14 protein-coding genes are annotated in these 16,617 nt (G+C 48.9%); all 14 read left to right on the plus strand.

Translation table 11 applies throughout. The features are described 5' to 3' along the window. Window positions 1-5: 5 nt before the first annotated feature. The 14 genes from HMPREF1207_RS16500 (at window position 6) to HMPREF1207_RS16560 (ending at window position 16,601) form a co-directional block, all read left to right on the plus strand. The gene (locus HMPREF1207_RS16500; protein WP_009672271.1) at window positions 6-1,472 is read left to right on the plus strand and encodes an MOP flippase family protein; all 1,467 of its coding nucleotides are present in this window, start codon (window positions 6-8) and stop codon (window positions 1,470-1,472) included. A gap of 3 nt (window positions 1,473-1,475) precedes the next feature. Continuing rightward, window positions 1,476-2,666, plus strand: coding sequence for a glycosyltransferase (locus HMPREF1207_RS16505; RefSeq protein ID WP_009672041.1), 1,191 nt, complete (start codon window positions 1,476-1,478; stop codon window positions 2,664-2,666). 94 nt (window positions 2,667-2,760) lie between these two features. Continuing rightward, window positions 2,761-4,038, plus strand: a complete 1,278-nt coding sequence (locus HMPREF1207_RS16510) for an O-antigen ligase family protein (protein ID WP_231392107.1) — start codon at window positions 2,761-2,763, stop codon at window positions 4,036-4,038. After that, window positions 4,028-5,191 (plus strand): glycosyltransferase, encoded by a 1,164-nt coding sequence (locus tag HMPREF1207_RS16515; protein WP_009672046.1) that lies wholly within the window; start codon window positions 4,028-4,030, stop codon window positions 5,189-5,191. The genes HMPREF1207_RS16510 and HMPREF1207_RS16515 overlap by 11 nt, the downstream gene beginning before the upstream one ends. Window positions 5,192-5,212: 21 nt before the next feature. Next, a complete protein-coding gene (locus tag HMPREF1207_RS16520; protein WP_009672274.1) occupies window positions 5,213-6,367 on the plus strand; it encodes a glycosyltransferase family 4 protein in 1,155 nt (384 codons plus the stop codon). Between the two features lie 53 nt (window positions 6,368-6,420). Beyond that, entirely contained in the window at window positions 6,421-8,595 is a 2,175-nt protein-coding gene (locus tag HMPREF1207_RS16525; protein WP_009672234.1) for a bi-domain-containing oxidoreductase, read from the plus strand. Further along, window positions 8,588-10,711 carry an alginate lyase family protein gene (locus tag HMPREF1207_RS16530; RefSeq protein ID WP_009672169.1) on the plus strand — a complete coding sequence of 708 codons (2,124 nt, stop codon included), beginning with the start codon at window positions 8,588-8,590 and terminating at the stop codon, window positions 10,709-10,711. The genes HMPREF1207_RS16525 and HMPREF1207_RS16530 overlap by 8 nt, the downstream gene beginning before the upstream one ends. Continuing rightward, window positions 10,708-11,937 (plus strand): glycosyltransferase family 4 protein, encoded by a 1,230-nt coding sequence (locus HMPREF1207_RS16535; protein ID WP_009672132.1) that lies wholly within the window; start codon window positions 10,708-10,710, stop codon window positions 11,935-11,937. The genes HMPREF1207_RS16530 and HMPREF1207_RS16535 overlap by 4 nt, the downstream gene beginning before the upstream one ends. 60 nt (window positions 11,938-11,997) lie before the next feature. Beyond that, complete coding sequence (locus tag HMPREF1207_RS16540; protein WP_009672063.1) at window positions 11,998-13,308, plus strand: nucleotide sugar dehydrogenase; 1,311 nt, start codon at window positions 11,998-12,000, stop codon at window positions 13,306-13,308. A 15-nt stretch (window positions 13,309-13,323) separates the two neighbouring features. Continuing rightward, window positions 13,324-13,935, plus strand: a complete 612-nt coding sequence (locus tag HMPREF1207_RS16545; protein ID WP_009672224.1) for a sugar transferase — start codon at window positions 13,324-13,326, stop codon at window positions 13,933-13,935. Next, window positions 13,932-14,603: an acetyltransferase gene (locus HMPREF1207_RS16550; RefSeq protein ID WP_009672151.1), complete on the plus strand. Its 672-nt coding sequence runs from the start codon at window positions 13,932-13,934 to the stop codon at window positions 14,601-14,603. Before HMPREF1207_RS16545 ends, HMPREF1207_RS16550 begins: the two co-directional genes overlap by 4 nt. Before the next feature lie 5 nt (window positions 14,604-14,608). Next, complete coding sequence (locus HMPREF1207_RS16555) at window positions 14,609-15,772, plus strand: DegT/DnrJ/EryC1/StrS family aminotransferase (RefSeq protein ID WP_009672139.1); 1,164 nt, start codon at window positions 14,609-14,611, stop codon at window positions 15,770-15,772. 19 nt (window positions 15,773-15,791) lie between these two features. Next, window positions 15,792-15,965 carry a hypothetical protein gene (locus HMPREF1207_RS29865; protein WP_009672029.1) on the plus strand — a complete coding sequence of 58 codons (174 nt, stop codon included), beginning with the start codon at window positions 15,792-15,794 and terminating at the stop codon, window positions 15,963-15,965. A gap of 57 nt (window positions 15,966-16,022) precedes the next feature. After that, window positions 16,023-16,601 carry a VanZ family protein gene (locus tag HMPREF1207_RS16560; protein ID WP_016423823.1) on the plus strand — a complete coding sequence of 193 codons (579 nt, stop codon included), beginning with the start codon at window positions 16,023-16,025 and terminating at the stop codon, window positions 16,599-16,601. Window positions 16,602-16,617: the final 16 nt, after the last annotated feature.

A 16,617-nucleotide genomic window follows, 5' to 3' on the forward strand; every position in this document is an offset into this window, starting at 1 on the left:
AAACGATGTCTTTAAGACAGCAAGCATTAAACGGAGGCAAATGGACAGCTATATCGACTCTGTCCATCGTCTTGCTCCAAATGGCTCAAATTGCGGTTATATCCAGATTTCTGGACGCAAAAGCATTTGGCTTAATGGGTATGATCATGATCATTGTCGGGTTTGCTCAATCTTTTACCGACATGGGCATTTCAAGTGCCATCATTCAGAGAAAAGAAACAACGCGGAATGAGCTATCCAGTCTGTATTGGTTAAACATAGCTACCGGACTCGTTGCAGGATTTGTTGTCTGGATGACTAAAGAACCTATTGCATTTTTCTATAAGAGTCCTGAGCTGGCTGATTTGCTGGTTTGGTCCTCTTTTTTATTTCCCATTATCGCATCCGGTCAGCAGTTTCAGGTATTGCTGCAAAAAGAACTCAGGTTTAAGGTGATTTCACAACTATCCATTTTATCCATGCTTGCAGGAACTGTAATAAGTATCAGCGCCGCTTATTTCGGTATGGGTGTTTTTGCCTTGGTCTTAGGTCAATTAAGTACTTCAGCTGTGAATTCGATCCTTTTAATCACCTTGAGCTGGAAAAAGTGGAAACCTCAAATGCATTTCCGCAGATCCGATTTAAAAGGGTATCTTTCCTTTGGAATGTTTCAAATGGGTGATCGTACCGTCACGTATTTCAATAATAACTTGGACAAAATTATTATCGGCCGGTTTCTGGGAGCAGAAGCCTTAGGATATTATTCGATCGCATTTAACTTAATTATCATTCCGTTGATTCGGATAAATCCTATCGTAAACCGGGTTGCTTTCCCCATTTTTTCGAAGATTCAAGATAACCGGGAACAGATGAAGAAGGGGTATATGAAAGTCATAAATACGTTGAGTCTTGTAAACCTTCCCTTATATTTCGGGCTGATCGCAACTGCACCTTTATTCATTCCCATCATGTTCGGGGCGCAATGGGGACCGAGCATTCTTATCACACAAATTCTATGCGGCGTAGGGATACTAAGATCTATTGCTAACCCGGTAGGCTCCTTGGTTATGGCGACGGGAAAGGTAGGTCGCGGGTTTCTTTATAATTCTTTCAAAACCGTTTTGCAAATTCCTGTGATTATATTCGGGGCTTATGCGGGAGGAGTTATTGGAGTCGCTGTCGCTTTTCTAAGCTTAAAATCAGTCTATTTTATAACCAATTATCTCGTCATGCTCAAGACCATGTTAGGACCTTGCTTCATTGACCTGCTGCGCAGTTTAAGGGAACCGCTGTATGCAAGTGTCATCATGTGTATAGGTGTGTATTTATCCGGTTTGGTAACGACAGACTATTTATCCGCCGGAATTGCATTGGCCATACAAATATTAACTGGAATAGCCGTCTATGCAGTAACGATCCTTGTTTACAGTCCGGACCTGTTGCATAAAATCAAGGGCAAATTAGGCAATTCAAGAATTAAAGAAGGAGCCTGACCTGTGAAAATTTTTATCCTATCTGACTATCCTTCTCGAGAAAAACCGACTTATTATTCATTTATTAAAAGCAGAGTGGAAGCAATTAAAGGAGTTTGTGAACTATCGGTTATCAAGGTTGATATTAACGAAAAAAATAGAAATGTTCATGAGATTATTCAGGAAGACGGGTACAGAATGATTCTCCTGAAGATCAAAAAATCCAATCTTCCAAGAGTGCGTTTATTTCTTTATAACTCTCTTGTTAAGAAAGTATTTGAGCAGCTGATAAAAGAGGAACAACCCGATTTAATTCATGTTCATTTTTCAAGTTATTACAGTTGGATCGTCGCAGATACAGTTCGTAAACTTCATATTCCTTTCTGTATTACCGAGCACGCCACTTTCTTTGAACATCGAGTGAACACGTTTTATTTCGGCAGAAAAATTAAAATGGCCTTACAAGAAGCCGATATGGTATTTGCCGTAAGCCGTTCATTGCGGGACACTATGTTGAAGTATATATCTCGACCTATAGAGGTTAAGCACAATATAGTTAACACGGCAAAGTTCAGTTTGCGCGATGGTAAACAACACGAAGAGAAGCAGCCTAAGCAAGCTCTGAATATCCTTACGGTAGGCAGCTTTGAATTAAACGACAAAAAGGGATATGAAATTCTTATAAAAGCTCTGGCTAAGCTTAAAGAGAAGGGGATTCCCTTTCAATGTAAAATTATCGGTGAAGGGCCCAACAAGGACAACCTTCTGACGCTGAGGGATGAACATGGGATAACGGAAAATGTCGATTTTCCGGGTAGTGTAGCCAACGATAAACTCCAAGAGTTTTATTGGGAAGCCGACTTCTTTGTTTCCAGCAGCCGCACGGAAACTTTCGGTGTTGTTTTGATCGAGGCGATGAGCTGCGGTTTGCCCGTCGTGGCAACCCGGTCGGGCGGACCTGAAGATTTTGTTGATGATAGTGTGGGATTGCTGGTGGCGAATGAATCTGTGGACGCTCTTTGTGAAGGCATGCTGTTAATGGCCGCAAGATACCGAACTTACGATTCCAGTATAATCAGACAGACGATTGAGAACCGTTTTTCGGCAGACAGGTACAAGGAACAAATGCAGGGGATTTACGCAAGTCTGATCGACACAAATAAGAAACACCGGGATTATTCTTTAAGCCTGAAACATACCTATGAAAACAGGTGAAGATATGAGTATAAGCGGATGGCCCAGGATTATATATTGGCTCCTACTTACATTTGCATTTGTGTTCACATCCTTGGGGGCAAGTTACTTTCCCTTGCAGACTACAGGAGCAGCCATTGGATTTATAGGCGCGGTGTTTTTGCTAAGGATAAACAAGATAGATACGGCAATGATTTATTTAACCGTTTGTTTGGCATTATTTTCGCTCTACGGGACCTGGCTAATTACTCTTCTTGTTTATGGCTATTACATCGCTTTGCGCCTGATAACTTCAAAGAATCAACCTCAAATTCATACAGTGGCAAAAATAGGCCTAATTTTTTTCATCGGGTGGCTGCTTTATGCGGTTATTCAGATGGAATGGATCATTATGACGGAAAACACGATAAAATATGTCAAAAACTTAGTTTATGGTGTCGGGCTTGTCATTCTTTTCAGTTTACATGTCCAGACGTTCAAGAAACTGATTACGGTTTATAACGCCTGGTTATTCAGCCTCGTTCTGATGATTGGTATCGGCTGGTGGGAGGTCCTTACAGGAAACCATCTGCCCAAGTCGGGAGCACTTCAATATCAACTGGATGAAGTCGCTACGGCGGCTTTTTATAATCCGAATGATTTTGCGTTTTTCCTAATCGTCAGTTTACCTGTTTTATTTTTTAGTATCAGTGACAAAAACGTAGGGATGAAGGCTTTTAGTTGGCTGATTATGCTAAGCTCGGTTTATTTCATTTACTTGGCTCAAGCCAGGATGATCTATATTCTGCTGATTGGCATGATTTTTCTTTATATGGGGTATCTCATCTTCTACCGCAAAATAAAAATAGTATTGTCCATAATAGCCGGTGTCCTTGTATTCTGTTTAGCTTTTTTGAAGCAGTTAACAGACTTTTGGCAGCAAATCATCTCTTTAAAAGGCGACGACGGTTCAGTGGAAGTAAGAAGAGTATTGACTGCCGATGCATGGAATATAGCCCAAAATAATATCTTTGGTGTCGGTGCCGGGAATATCGAATATTATCTGGACCAGTTTGGCACGAATGTGGGAAGGATAGTGAATGTACATAATTGGTGGATAGAAATATTGGCGAATTACGGGATATTTGTTTTCAGCGGTTATGTTTTATTTATGGTTTTTTCTTTATTCCTGATCGGCAAAAGTCTTCTTCAAAAGACTTCTAATGCCCATTATATGTATCCTCTCTTCTTCTCTCTGCTGGTATTTACGGTTTCATGTATCGAATCCAGCTCCGTGGCGGGAATGGGGATTACATGGCTATTGCCGGCCATAACGATCTGTGTTCTAAATATAATGAAGTCGGATGGGAATACATCCGGTCAATCCAACAGAGGAGGGCATTATGTCGGCTAAAGTGCTAATGCCTGTATTTAATGAAATCGATTATGACGGGAGAGTCCAGAGGGCTGCCGAAGCCATAGGACAAAATTTTGATGTAACCGTCTGCTCCGTCGATTCCAATCATCCTTACCATAACGCTCTATTTAAAACGCGGTTGTGGAAACGTCCGGCCCGTCTAAAAAAATTACACTTTGTTTTGTTCAGTCTCTGGTTCATTATTTATTCGATAAAGAGTAAGCCGGCAGTCATTTACGCACATGATTATTTCATGGCATTTCCAGGTTGGATCGCTTCAAAACTGACAGGGAGTGTATACGTGTATGACGCTCATGAACTTATTATACCGGACCAAGGAGAAGAGCTGGGGAAGCGGCAGCGCTTCTTTTTTTATTTGGAAAAATGGGTCGTACATAGAGCGGATAAAATCATTGCGGCTAACGAAGAACGTGCACGACTAATGCAAGATTTCTACCAACTAACAACTTCACCGCTTGTTGTGCGGAATATTCCACCTGCCGCAAAGCATTTTATTAAGGAAGAGCAAGCGGCAGTCAGGGAAGATACCGAACCGGATTTTAAACTGGTCTATCAAGGGGATATGAGTCTGGAAAGAGGGTTGTTAAAATTTTTGCTTGCTTTTAAGTATCTGCCGTCTCCATACAAATTGTTTCTTATTGGCGGAGGTACAGATTTGCCCCGGATAAAGGAATTGGTAGTGACAGAAGGATTGCAAGAATCGGTTCATATTATAGGGAAAGTAACCAGGGATAAATTGCAGGCCATGCTGCCCTCCTTTGATTTAGGGATTATCAGTTATCCCTATAAAGGATTGAACAATATTTACTGTGCGCCGAACAAGCTATATGAATATACCCAGGCGGGGCTTGCCGTTATTGCGACAGACCAGCCTCCGCTTAAACATTATATTGAAACTTATAGACTGGGTGCTGTAGTTGCTGTGGATGAAGACCGGCCAAATGCCATACCAATAAAAATTGCCGAATCCATCAAGGAAATAGCAAAAAATCTCCCGCTATATCAAACTAATTTAGGAAGATTTGTTGAGGAACATAACTGGGATAACGAGAAGGAAAAATTGATTAGCGAGTTCGCCAAATTCAATCTTAGTCACAGAAATATAGAAAAAGAACAACGCACCGGATAACTTCTAAAAAGGATGGTAGGGATGAGAATCGCAATCAACACGCTTTCCGTGCTTCCTAATCGAAACGGCGGCGGAGAAGTGTTTATCAAAAACCTGGTCCGGCATTTGATTGCAAACGACAAGATCAATACGTACGTGCTTCTTGTTAATAAACGGAACCGCTCCATATTCGGTGAGATCGAGGAGCACGTCCAGTTTGCGGAAGCTCATGAGATCACGAGCAAACCCCACTTCCGCATTTTGTACGAGAGTGTCTATCTTCCGTTCAGACTGAAGGCGCTGGATATCGACGTGCTAGTGGGCCCGGCGGATACGCTGCCGCTTGTGAATTTCACCAAAACCGTGCTCGTTATTCAGAACATTAAATATTTCCAAAAAGAGCAGGAACAGCGCCCGGCGAATGTACTGGGCCGTATCAAGCAAATTTATTTCGGAAATCTTACCCCCCGTTCGATCATCGCGGCCGACCGAGTTATAGCGGTCTCCGAGGAAACGTCCCGGAATATCGTTTCGTTCTCGGATAAGCTGGAGGCGTGCGAGTCCAAAATCAGCATTATTTATGAAGGAGTCCACCATTCTTTCGGAACCGGCGGCTTCCCGGTAGCGGATGGCGATATTCTCTGTGTATCGAGCTTTGCCAAACACAAGAACATCGATAAACTGGTTCATCTATACATGCACCTGAAAGAAACCCGTCATATACGGAACAAGTTAAGAATCGTCGGCAACAAGGATCACGAAGAAGCGAGAAGGCTGGAGAACATAATCCGGGAACGAAACATGGCGGAGCACATTATTTTCGAAGGGTTTGTGCCGAACGAAGAACTGCCGCGTTATTATCACCAGGCCAGCATTTTTATCACGCTCTCCTCTCTGGAATCGTTCGGTCTGCCTATCGTGGAAGCGATGACGTGCGGGGTGCCCGTCCTGGTCAACGACGCGAGCGTTATGCCCGAGATTATAAACGGGCATGGGATTCTGCTGACTGATGTCGAGGATATCGAGAAGACAGCTTTGCAGGTGTATGAACTGCTTTCGGATAAAGACAAATTGGAGCATTACTCCAAATTGTCGTTAGAACGGGCCCGGGATTTTTCCTGGGATACCGCGGCAAGGCAGTATATAAAGGTGTTCGAATCGCTAAAATCCTCCCGGATTCAAGTTCAGGCCCAATAAAAAAAGACGAGGTGAATGAAGCCGTTTGTGTGGAGACAAATGGCTAACCCATTATGAATCAGATCCTTCAAAATTTAAAAACCGGGGCGACGGAGATCGCCGATATCCCTTGTCCCCAAGTCCGGACGGGGCACTTATTGATTCAAACGAGAATGAGTGTCGTTTCGGCAGGTACGGAAAGAATGCTTGTCGAATTCGGCAAGGCGAACTTGCTGGAGAAGGCGAAGCAGCAGCCGGATAAGGTCAAGCAGGTGATGGATAAGATCAAGACCGATGGTCTTGCTCCTACCTTGGAGGCTGTGAGGACGAAGCTGGACCAGCCGCTGGCTCTGGGATACAGCAACGTGGGGACCGTGGTGGAAGTAGGCAGGGGAGTCGAAGGCTTCGCTGTCGGTGACCGTGTCATCTCTAACGGTCCTCATGCGGAAATTGTGCATGTGCCCAAGCAATTATGCGCTAAAATTCCTGACGGAGTGGACGATGAGGAAGCAGCCTTTACGGTTATCGCCTCGATCGGACTGCAGGGAATCCGGCTGGCCAATCCGACACTCGGGGAAACGTTCGTGGTAACCGGACTCGGATTGATCGGTCTGATCACCGTTCAGCTGCTCCGGGCTCACGGGTGCCGGGTACTGGGCGCCGATTTCGACCCAGGTAAGCTGCAAATTGCGAAGTCGCTGGGAGCGGAAATCGTGGATTTGTCCAAAGGGGAGGACCCTCTTTCGGCGGCGCGAACGTTCTCCAAGGGCCGCGGTGTCGACGGTGTCCTCATTACCGCTTCCACCAAAAGCAGCGAGCCTGTTCACCAGGCCGCGCATATGTGCCGCAAACGCGGCCGTATCGTCCTTGTCGGCGTAACGGGACTGGAGCTTTCGCGGGCGGATTTTTACGAGAAAGAGTTGAGCTTCCAGGTCTCATGTTCTTACGGTCCGGGGCGCTATGATCCAGAATACGAAGAGAAGGGGCAGGATTACCCCGTCGGTTTCGTGCGTTGGACTGAGCAGCGGAACTTCGAAGCGATTCTGGATATGCTGGCCGACGGCAAGCTCGATCTGAAGTCGCTCATTACTCACCGGTTTCCGATCGGGCAGGCGGTAGAAGCGTATGAGGTCCTGGGCCAGGGGAAATCTTCGCTCGGCATCATTCTGCATTATGATCCGAAGCAGAACGTTCAAGCCCTGCTAAACCGGAAGACGGTCGAGCTCGCTTTGGCGCCTGCCGATGAAGCACGGACCGGAGAAGCTTCCGTCGGCATTATCGGAGCGGGGAACTATACGAATCAGGTGCTGCTGCCGGCTTTAAAACAAACGAAAGCCTCCCTTCACACGATCGCCAGCAGCGGGGGAGTGAACGGCCTTCATGTGGGCCGGAGACACGGATTCGTTCAGACGACGACGGACACGGGAGCCATGCTGGCCGATCCCGCCATCAACACCATATTCGTCACGACCCGCCATAACACGCATGCGCGTTACGCAGAAGAAGCGATCAAGGCGGGTAAACATGTGTTTGTTGAAAAACCGCTCTGTTTGAACCGGAACGAACTGCAGGATATCAAAAACTTGCGCCTGCAGCCCAAGCAGATCCTTATGGTCGGTTTCAACCGGCGCTTTTCGCCTTTTACCGTGAAAATGAAACAGCTCCTGGATACGGTTAAGGAGCCGAAAACGCTAATTATGACCGTCAACGCAGGCGATATTCCCGCCGAACATTGGACCCAGGACCCGGAAGTCGGCGGCGGCCGCATCATCGGAGAAGCGTGTCATTTTGTCGATACGCTGAGATTTCTGGTGGGGCACCCCATAACGGAAGTAACTTCCCATACGGTCGGAAGACAGCCGGGCGTTAAAATCATAGAAGACAAAGCGACCATAACGTTGCGCTTTGAAGACGGTTCACTCGGAACGGTTCATTATTTTGCGAATGGTCACAAATCGTTTCCGAAAGAACGCATTGAGGTTTTCGCGGCAGGCAAAATCCTGGAGATGAACAACTTCAAGGAACTCCGCGGATATGGCTGGAACGGGTTTACCAAGATGAAGCTGTGGTCCCAGGACAAAGGCCATAAACAAGAAATGAAAGCATTTGTGGATGCTGTTGTGACCGGATCGGGCTCCCCGATACCTTTAAGCGAGATTTACGAAGTGACGGAAGCCTGCCTGGACATTGTCGAGCAGCTGCGGGAGCAGGAGCGGCAGCAACAGCGGAGGCAGGCGGAATATGCGTAATCAACTCCGGATGATGCAGAACATGGGGCTGGGGTGGACGTTATTCCGGATCAAGTACGAGCTGAAGAAACGGGCAGGTTTTCTGGAAAAAGAGTTTCCGGCCGTGTCCATGACCGAAGAGGAATTTTTGAAACGCTGGTCGTCTCATGCCGCCTCACCCGATCAAGTCGTCCGGGAGTGGAGGGCTCAAGCACGGCCTTTTTTCTTTCATCCGGATAAACTGAACGGTCTGAAGCCGGTTCTTCAAAAAGCGTTGGGGGCATCGGAGCAAGAGCTTCTGAACCAGGCCGACCGGATCTGCGAGGGAACGTTTACGTATTTCAGCAGATGGAATGTCCATCAAGGCACTCCGAACTGGCACTGGAATCCTATCACCAATGAAGAATCTCCACGAGATCTGCATTGGTCGAAAATTCCCGATCTAAGCGGGGCATTCGGCGATATCAAGTATATATGGGAGTTGTCCAGATTTTCGTTCGCGTACACGCTGGTCCGGGCGTATGCCTTAACCGGGTCCTCTTTATATCCGGAAACGTTCTGGAACCTGTTTGAAGATTGGGTGAAAAATAACCCGGAGGAGCGGGGAGTCAACTATAAGTGCTGCCAGGAGATGTCGCTGCGCGTCATGGCCTGGATCTTCGCCTTGTATGCTTTTGCGAACCATTCTTCTTCTATGGACAAGAGAGTGTTCAGCCTGCTTAAACAAGTTTACTGCCATACCGATCATATCGATAAACATTTCGATTTTGCCCTGAAGTCGGTGAAAAACAATCATACGATCAGCGAAGCTGCGGGCCTGTATACGGTCGGGCTTCTTTTCCCTTTCTTTGACCGGAGCGGGAGGTGGAAGAAGAAAGGATTCCGTCATCTGGAAGCGGAGGGAATGTGGCAGATTTACGAAGACGGTTCCTACCTTCAGCATTCCATGAATTATCACAGACTTGTCGTGCAAGATTACACCTGGGCCCTGCGCCTGGCCGAGTTAAACGGCGAAACCTTCTCGAACAAGCTGAAGGAGCGGCTGTATAAAACCTTCGATTTCCTGTACCAGTTCCAGGATGAGGCAACCGGTCGGCTGCCCAACTACGGGATGAACGACGGTGCCCTTATTCATCCGTTGTCGCAATGCGAGTATCTGGATTACCGTCCGCAGTTGGGTGCGTTCTATTTTATCCTCACAGGTAAGAGGCTTTATCCGGACGGCCCTCATGAGGAGAGTCTTGTCTGGCTGGCCGGTGAATCGGCTTCGAGCGCTCCTCGGGACTCCTTTCCAAGAGCGGCGCTGAAGGCTTATCCGGAAGGCGGGTATTATTCCATCCGGATGAATGGAGGAAGCGCCATGATCCGCTGCGGAACCTACCGGCATCGTCCTGCCCAGGCCGACATGCTTCATCTCGATATATGGCGCGAAGGTACGAACGTGATCTGTGATGCCGGAACCTATTCCTACAACACGGATGCCGAATGGAGCGCTTATTTTATGGGCACCGCTTCGCACAATACGGTGATGATCGGTGATGACGATCAAATGGAGAAGGGGTCCCGTTTTATCTGGTATAACTGGACCAAATCCCATACCAAACGAGCGGAAGCGGCTGCGGACGGAATGACGCTGTTCGAGGGAGAACATTACGGCTATGGCCCGCTTATTCACCGCAGAGCGGTCATTCAATCCGATGCGGTCATCGCGGTCATCGACGAAATTGCCGGGGACTTTAATGGAACCGAAAGGGCCATATCCGCTTCTTGGCTGAGCGCGGCCCGGGGAGCGAAGGCCACCGGCGAGAAGGGCTTGATCGAGCTGGAAACTCCGACAGGCCCGTATTTTATCGAGACGCTGGATACGCAGAGCAGTACGTTCCGGATTTACCACGGGGACGAAAAAGCGCGCAGAGGCTGGCGATCTCTGTACTACGGGGAGAAGGAGCCCGCTTACCAGATCGTCCGGAGCCTTCGCTCCGGGAAGCCGGTCCGTCTGGTAACCGTACTTTCCCCGGTGGCGGGGCAAGTCACCTACGATCCGGGGCAAAACCTGCTGAGGATACAGGAAAGGTCTTTGCGGCTTAACCCGGTCGGAACCGGAGCTATTCTATCGCAAGAAAAGGTGACTCTATGAGAATACTGATTCTTCATCAATACTTTTTGGGAGATAACGATCCGGGCGGTTCACGTTTCAACCAGTTTGTTAAACACTGGAACAAAATGGGGCACGATATTACGGTGGTTGCCGGAAATGTGAACTACACGACGGGACAGAAGGAGGAAAAGTACCGGGGAAAGTTTGTCGTGAAGGAGCAGTATTCGGAACGGACGGAAATTTACCGGACTTATGTTTCGGAATCCTATAACAAATCGTTTCTCGGCCGGCTGTGGGCGTATTTTTCGTTCACCTTCTCTTCGCTCCTGGTTTGTTTGTTTCATATTAAAAGACACGACGTGATGATCGTCACTTCTCCTCCTTTATTTGTCGGAATTACCGGCATTATCGTCAGTTGGCTGAAGAGAATGCCCATGGTGTTCGAGGTTAGGGACCTGTGGCCGGAATCGGCAATCGATACGGGTGTGCTCAAAAATTCCCTGCTGATCAAAGCCGCCTATCTGGTCGAGAAGCTTTCTTACCGGTTTGCTTCGAAAATAAACGTGCTGACCCCGGCTTTCCGCCATAAGTTGATTGAGGAAAAAGGGATCAGCACGAACAAAATCATCTTCGTGCCCAACGGGGCGGATTTGGATATTTTCCAGCCGGGCCCCAAGGAAAATTGGGTGCGTGAAAAATACGGGCTCGAAAACAAATTCGTCGTTACTTACCTGGGCGCTCACGGAGTCGCCAATCACTTAATGTCCATCATTAAGGTTGCGGAAGCTTGCCGGGACATTCCGGATCTCTTGTTTATGCTCGTAGGGGACGGAATGGAAAAGAAGTCCCTTCAAGCCTATGTTGATACAAATTGTATCGAAAATGTTCTGTTTGTGCCCCCGCAGCCCAAATCGGCTGTGCCTGATTTTTGCAGAGCGTCAGACGTGTGTACGGCTGTTTTGAAAAAGGTGGATACTTTTAAAACGGTTTATCCCAATAAAGTTTTCGATTACATGTCCTGTGCCAAACCGATTTTCATCGGAATCGACGGAGTAGCGAGAGCTCTTGTGGAAGATAGCGGGTCCGGCTATTACGTGGACCCGGAGGATCCGGAAGATTTCAAAGAAAAGATACGTCTGCTGATGAGCAACCGGGAGCTGGCCGAGAGTCTCGGGAATAACGGGTACCGGTATGTGTCGGAGAACTTTTCGAGAGAGTCTCTTGCGGACCGGTATCAGACCGAGCTTAGGAATATGGCGATTTAAATTTTTTTGCACCTTGTGATACAAAATGTAACTTATAGATATATGAGGAGGAACATACTTATGACTAAAAAGATTTGTGTAATCGGATTGGGCTATATCGGTTTTCCGACATCGCTTGTATTCGCCAGAGCCGGTTTCGAGGTTATCGGTGTCGACGTTAGCGAAAGAGTCGTATCGGCCCTGAACGCGGGCGAAGTTCACATTGAAGAGAACGGCCTGGAAGAAATTTTTCAAGATGTCCGTACCAACTATGCCTTCAAAGCACAGCGTCATCCGGAGCCTGCGGATACATACATTATCGCGGTACCTACTCCTGTCAACGCGGATCATACGGCCAACGTCGATTATGTCGTATCGGCGACGGAAGCGGTGCTGCCTTATCTCCGCAAAGGCAACACCGTCATTGTAGAATCGACCATTCCTCCGAGAACGATCGACGATGTTGTCGCTCCCGTACTGACGAAAGCGGGATGGCGTGTGGGCGAGGAAATTTACTTGGCACACTGCCCGGAGAGAGTATTGCCTGGACGCATCTTCCAGGAACTGGTGGAAAACAACCGGATCGTGGGAGGATACAATCCTCAGTCCGCCGAGAAAGCCGCCGAAGTCTACCGCGCTTTCGTTAAAGGCGAAATCATCCTGACCTCCGCTACGTCTGCCGAAATGGCAAAGCTGATGGAGAACACCTTCCGCGATGTGAATATCGCGCTAGCCAACGAATTGGCGAAGGTGTCCGCTTCAATCGGTGTCGATGCGCTGGAAGTGATCGGCCTGGCCAACAAGCACCCGCGTGTTAATCTTCATACGCCGGGGCCCGGCGTAGGCGGCCACTGCATTGCGGTCGACCCTTATTTTATTATCGAGAAAGCGCCTGAGCTGACTCCGCTTATGACGGCTTCACGCGCCATTAATAATTCCATGCCCGCCTTTGTCGTCGAGCAGACCGGCAAAATCACGCCTTTCCATGCCGGAAAACGAGTGGCCGTATTCGGGATTACCTATAAAGGCAATGTGGACGACATCCGGGAATCACCGGCATTGGAAGTGGTGCATATGCTCGGCGAGAACGGATTCGATGTCCGTGTCCACGACCCGCACGTGCTGGCAGAGCTTGCCCCGTTCCCGATGTTCACGGCGGAAGAGGCTGTGGCCGATGCGGAATGCCTGCTGATTCTGACGGATCACAACGAATTCAAAGCACTGGATCTGAGCCTGCTTTCCCGGATGAAATCTCCCGTTATCCTGGATACCAAAAATTGCGTGGAGTCTTCGCATGTGCCGCAGTCGGCAGGAAAACTTTATAATTACGGGAATTTGCATGAATTGAGCCGCGTGGATACGGTTGCCGTTCCGGTTAGCCAATTAGCATAAGGAGTCGGTTTTCCCATGAAACGCACGTTTGATTTTCTTGTCGCCCTAATCGCTCTAACTATCTTGCTTCCGGTTATTTTTCTGGTCGCTGTACTGATCCGGATAAAATTGGGATCGCCGGTGTTGTTTAAGCAGACACGGCCCGGACTGCGCGGAAAACCATTTGCTATTTTCAAATTCCGGACGATGACCAGCAAGTGCGACGAACACGGGCGCCTGCTTCCCGATGAGGTAAGGCTGACCCGATTCGGGATGCTGCTCCGCAAATTGAGCCTCGACGAACTGCCGCAGCTGTTAAACGTGCTGCGCGGCGAACTGAGTCTTGTCGGACCCAGGCCCCTGCTCATGGATTATATGAACCGTTATACGAGCGAACAGGCGCGCCGGCACGATGTCAGACCCGGTATTACAGGCTGGGCGCAGGTAAACGGACGCAACGATTTAAGCTGGGAGCAGAAGTTTGAGCTCGATGTCTGGTATGTGGATCATCAGTCTTTCCTTCTGGACATGAAAATTTTATGGATGACCGTGATCAAGGTGATCAAAACCGAAGGTGTGAGCAGGACCGGGCACGTAACGATGCCGGAATTCCAAGGGTACACATCGAACGGGGCCGTTGAGAAATGAAACCTTTCCGGCCCTTGAAGTTATGGATTTACGGAGCCGGCGGGCAGGGGCGCGAAACCGTGCAACTGGTCAGCGATATCAACCGCCTCTCCTCTTCCTGGGACATACTCGGTATTCTTGATGAGAGTGAGCAGATACAGGGAAAGATGGTGAGCGGTTATCCCGTTCTCCATCCTTACACGGCCCTGGCCCAAACCGATTGGGAAGAAACCAGGCTGATCTTCGCGATCGGCAGTTCTCGGACTAAGACGGTCGTTGCCGGAAAAATCGAAGAGGCGTTCCCGCTGGTCCGGTACGCCTCGCTTTATCATCCCACCGCCGTTATCTCCGAGAGCGCCCGGATTTCGGAAGGATGCATAGTCGCGGCTCATACCCTGGTATCGACCGATGTCCGTCTCGGACGCCACGTCTTGATTAATTACGGTGCGACGGTCGGCCATGATTCCGCTATCGGGGATTACAGCAGCATATTACCCGGAGCAAGAGTGTCGGGTCATGTGCAGATCGGCCATGCGGGAGATGTAGGGGCAGGCTCGGTTATTCTGCCGGGGCTGCGAATCGGCTCCGATGCGGTAATCGGCGCAGGCGCCGTGGTGACCCGTCCCCTGCCGGGCGACTGCACGGTTGTAGGCGTACCTGCCAGGCCCATTAAGAGAGAGAAGGAGTGAAAAGAATGGCTATTCCTGTGAACCCGAAAATTTATTTATCTCCCCCCCATATGGGGGAATACGAACAGCAGTATGTCAGGGAAGCGTTCGAGACGAACTGGATCGCTCCTCTGGGCCCGAACGTCAATGCTTTTGAAGAAGAATTGGCCGCATATACGGGAGCTGCCGGGGCTGCCGCATTAAGTTCCGGCACCTCGGCCATTCATCTGGCGCTCAAGCTTGTGGGCATCTGCCAGGGTGACCGGATTTTTTGCTCTTCCCTGACATTCGTGGCCAGTGCGAATCCGATTCTGTACGAGGGCGGGATTCCCGTATTCATCGATTCCGATCCGGACACATGGAATATGTCCGCCGGAGCTCTCCGGAGAGCTCTTGAAGAGGCGGACCGGGAAGGAAACCTGCCGAAGGCCGTTATCGTCGTTAATCTTTACGGACAAAGTGCCGATATGAATCCGATTCTGACTCTGTGCGGAAAGTACGACATTCCGGTAATTGAGGATGCGGCCGAATCTTTGGGAGCCACTTATGAGGGAAAACAGAGCGGGACGTTTGGTAGATTCGGTGTCTACTCGTTTAACGGAAATAAAATCATTTCGACTTCCGGGGGCGGCATGCTCGTTTCCGACGACCTGGAAGCATTGGAGAAGGCCAGATTCTGGGCTACGCAGGCCCGGGATACCGCCCGGCATTACCAGCACTCGGAAGTGGGCTATAATTACCGGATGAGCAATGTTCTGGCCGGCATCGGAAGAGGCCAGCTCCGGGTTTTAAATGACCGGATACAGGCACGGAGAGAAGTCTTCGGGCAGTACCGCAGAGCCTTCGAATCCATAGAAGGAATTTCCTTCATGCCGGAGGCGGATTACGGGCGTTCTACCCGATGGCTGACGGCGATTACGGTCGATGAACGGGTAACGGGCGTTTCCTCGACGGAAATCGTGGACCGCCTGGCGGCTCAAAATATCGAGGCGCGCCCCGTATGGAAACCGCTGCATCTCCAGCCGCTTTTCGAGGGATGCGCTTATTATCCCCATGAAGAGGAGATCAGCGTCTCTGATCGGCTTTTCTCGACGGGGCTGTGTCTGCCTTCCGGCTCCAGCTTGACTCCGGCCGATCAAAACAGGGTGATGGATATGGTGCTGCATACCATAGCTATCCCGAACCGCTAACCCGGTAGAGGCGGTTATTATGCAGAACCCGGACATGCGTCAGTTGCTGCTGGAGTTGGAGCAATTTGTACATAGGGTGGAAGAGCAGAGTGAACCCGTTCCTACGGTCAAGCCCTACGTGGACGATTTAAAGCAAATTATGCTTAAGCATGTGAATCAGACGGAAATGTCCTTGCTTACTACTTATAAATAAGATAAAAGATAGATTCAAAGCCCTCTAATATCGGATGCGATATTGGGGGGCTTTATTTTGTTAACCGGGAAAACGTTAAATCGGAAACAGGTGAATGCGCTTATGAGGGCTCTCGGCCGCAATAAAATGTTCCGCCTTCTGCTGGTGCTGGCGTGGATGTCGTTCATGTTCTATCTCTCCTCGCAACCGTACCAGAAACAAAGCTTAAAGCCTCTGCTGCGTGAACATATCTCGGAACTGCAATTAAAAAAAGCGGTTCCCGCGGGATCGTTTCAGTACGGCCGGTCCGTGGTAAGTGTTAAAAGACTGGGGACCTACGGCTATGTCGAATTTTTCATACGCAAAACGGCCCATGTCGTGGAGTACGCCATCCTGGCTCTGCTTGCGGGCTATTGGCTCGGAAGCCTGCGCTTGATGAGCAAGCGCAAGCAGACAGGCATCATGCTAGCGGTCTGTGTCATTTTCGCGGTCACGGATGAATGGCATCAGAAATTTACGTCGCATAGGACCTCGATGACGGAAGACGTTATCCTGGACACCTGCGGTGCCCTTCTGGGTACAGCGATGTATTATTTTTTTCTAAAAATTCTACAAAAATCTCGTAAAAACGCACCAAATCACCCAAAAACTTCTTGATTTGTTACAAAACGTA

It is taken from the genome of Paenibacillus sp. HGH0039 (assembly GCF_000411255.1).
In the GTDB taxonomy this organism is placed as follows: Bacteria; Bacillota; Bacilli; order Paenibacillales; family NBRC-103111; genus Paenibacillus_F.

What these genes read in the sequence shown, in the direction of transcription:
- HMPREF1207_RS29865 (WP_009672029.1), top strand. Translation starts at nt 15,792, where the DNA reads ATGCAGAACCCGGACATGCGTCAGTTGCTGCTGGAGTTGGAGCAATTT.
- HMPREF1207_RS16500 (WP_009672271.1), top strand. Translation starts at nt 6, where the DNA reads ATGTCTTTAAGACAGCAAGCATTAAACGGAGGCAAATGGACAGCTATA.
- HMPREF1207_RS16545 (WP_009672224.1), top strand. Translation starts at nt 13,324, where the DNA reads ATGAAACGCACGTTTGATTTTCTTGTCGCCCTAATCGCTCTAACTATC.
- HMPREF1207_RS16530 (WP_009672169.1), top strand. Translation starts at nt 8,588, where the DNA reads ATGCGTAATCAACTCCGGATGATGCAGAACATGGGGCTGGGGTGGACG.
- HMPREF1207_RS16540 (WP_009672063.1), top strand. Translation starts at nt 11,998, where the DNA reads ATGACTAAAAAGATTTGTGTAATCGGATTGGGCTATATCGGTTTTCCG.
- HMPREF1207_RS16550 (WP_009672151.1), top strand. Translation starts at nt 13,932, where the DNA reads ATGAAACCTTTCCGGCCCTTGAAGTTATGGATTTACGGAGCCGGCGGG.
- HMPREF1207_RS16515 (WP_009672046.1), top strand. Translation starts at nt 4,028, where the DNA reads ATGTCGGCTAAAGTGCTAATGCCTGTATTTAATGAAATCGATTATGAC.
- HMPREF1207_RS16535 (WP_009672132.1), top strand. Translation starts at nt 10,708, where the DNA reads ATGAGAATACTGATTCTTCATCAATACTTTTTGGGAGATAACGATCCG.
- HMPREF1207_RS16525 (WP_009672234.1), top strand. Translation starts at nt 6,421, where the DNA reads ATGAATCAGATCCTTCAAAATTTAAAAACCGGGGCGACGGAGATCGCC.
- HMPREF1207_RS16520 (WP_009672274.1), top strand. Translation starts at nt 5,213, where the DNA reads ATGAGAATCGCAATCAACACGCTTTCCGTGCTTCCTAATCGAAACGGC.
- HMPREF1207_RS16555 (WP_009672139.1), top strand. Translation starts at nt 14,609, where the DNA reads ATGGCTATTCCTGTGAACCCGAAAATTTATTTATCTCCCCCCCATATG.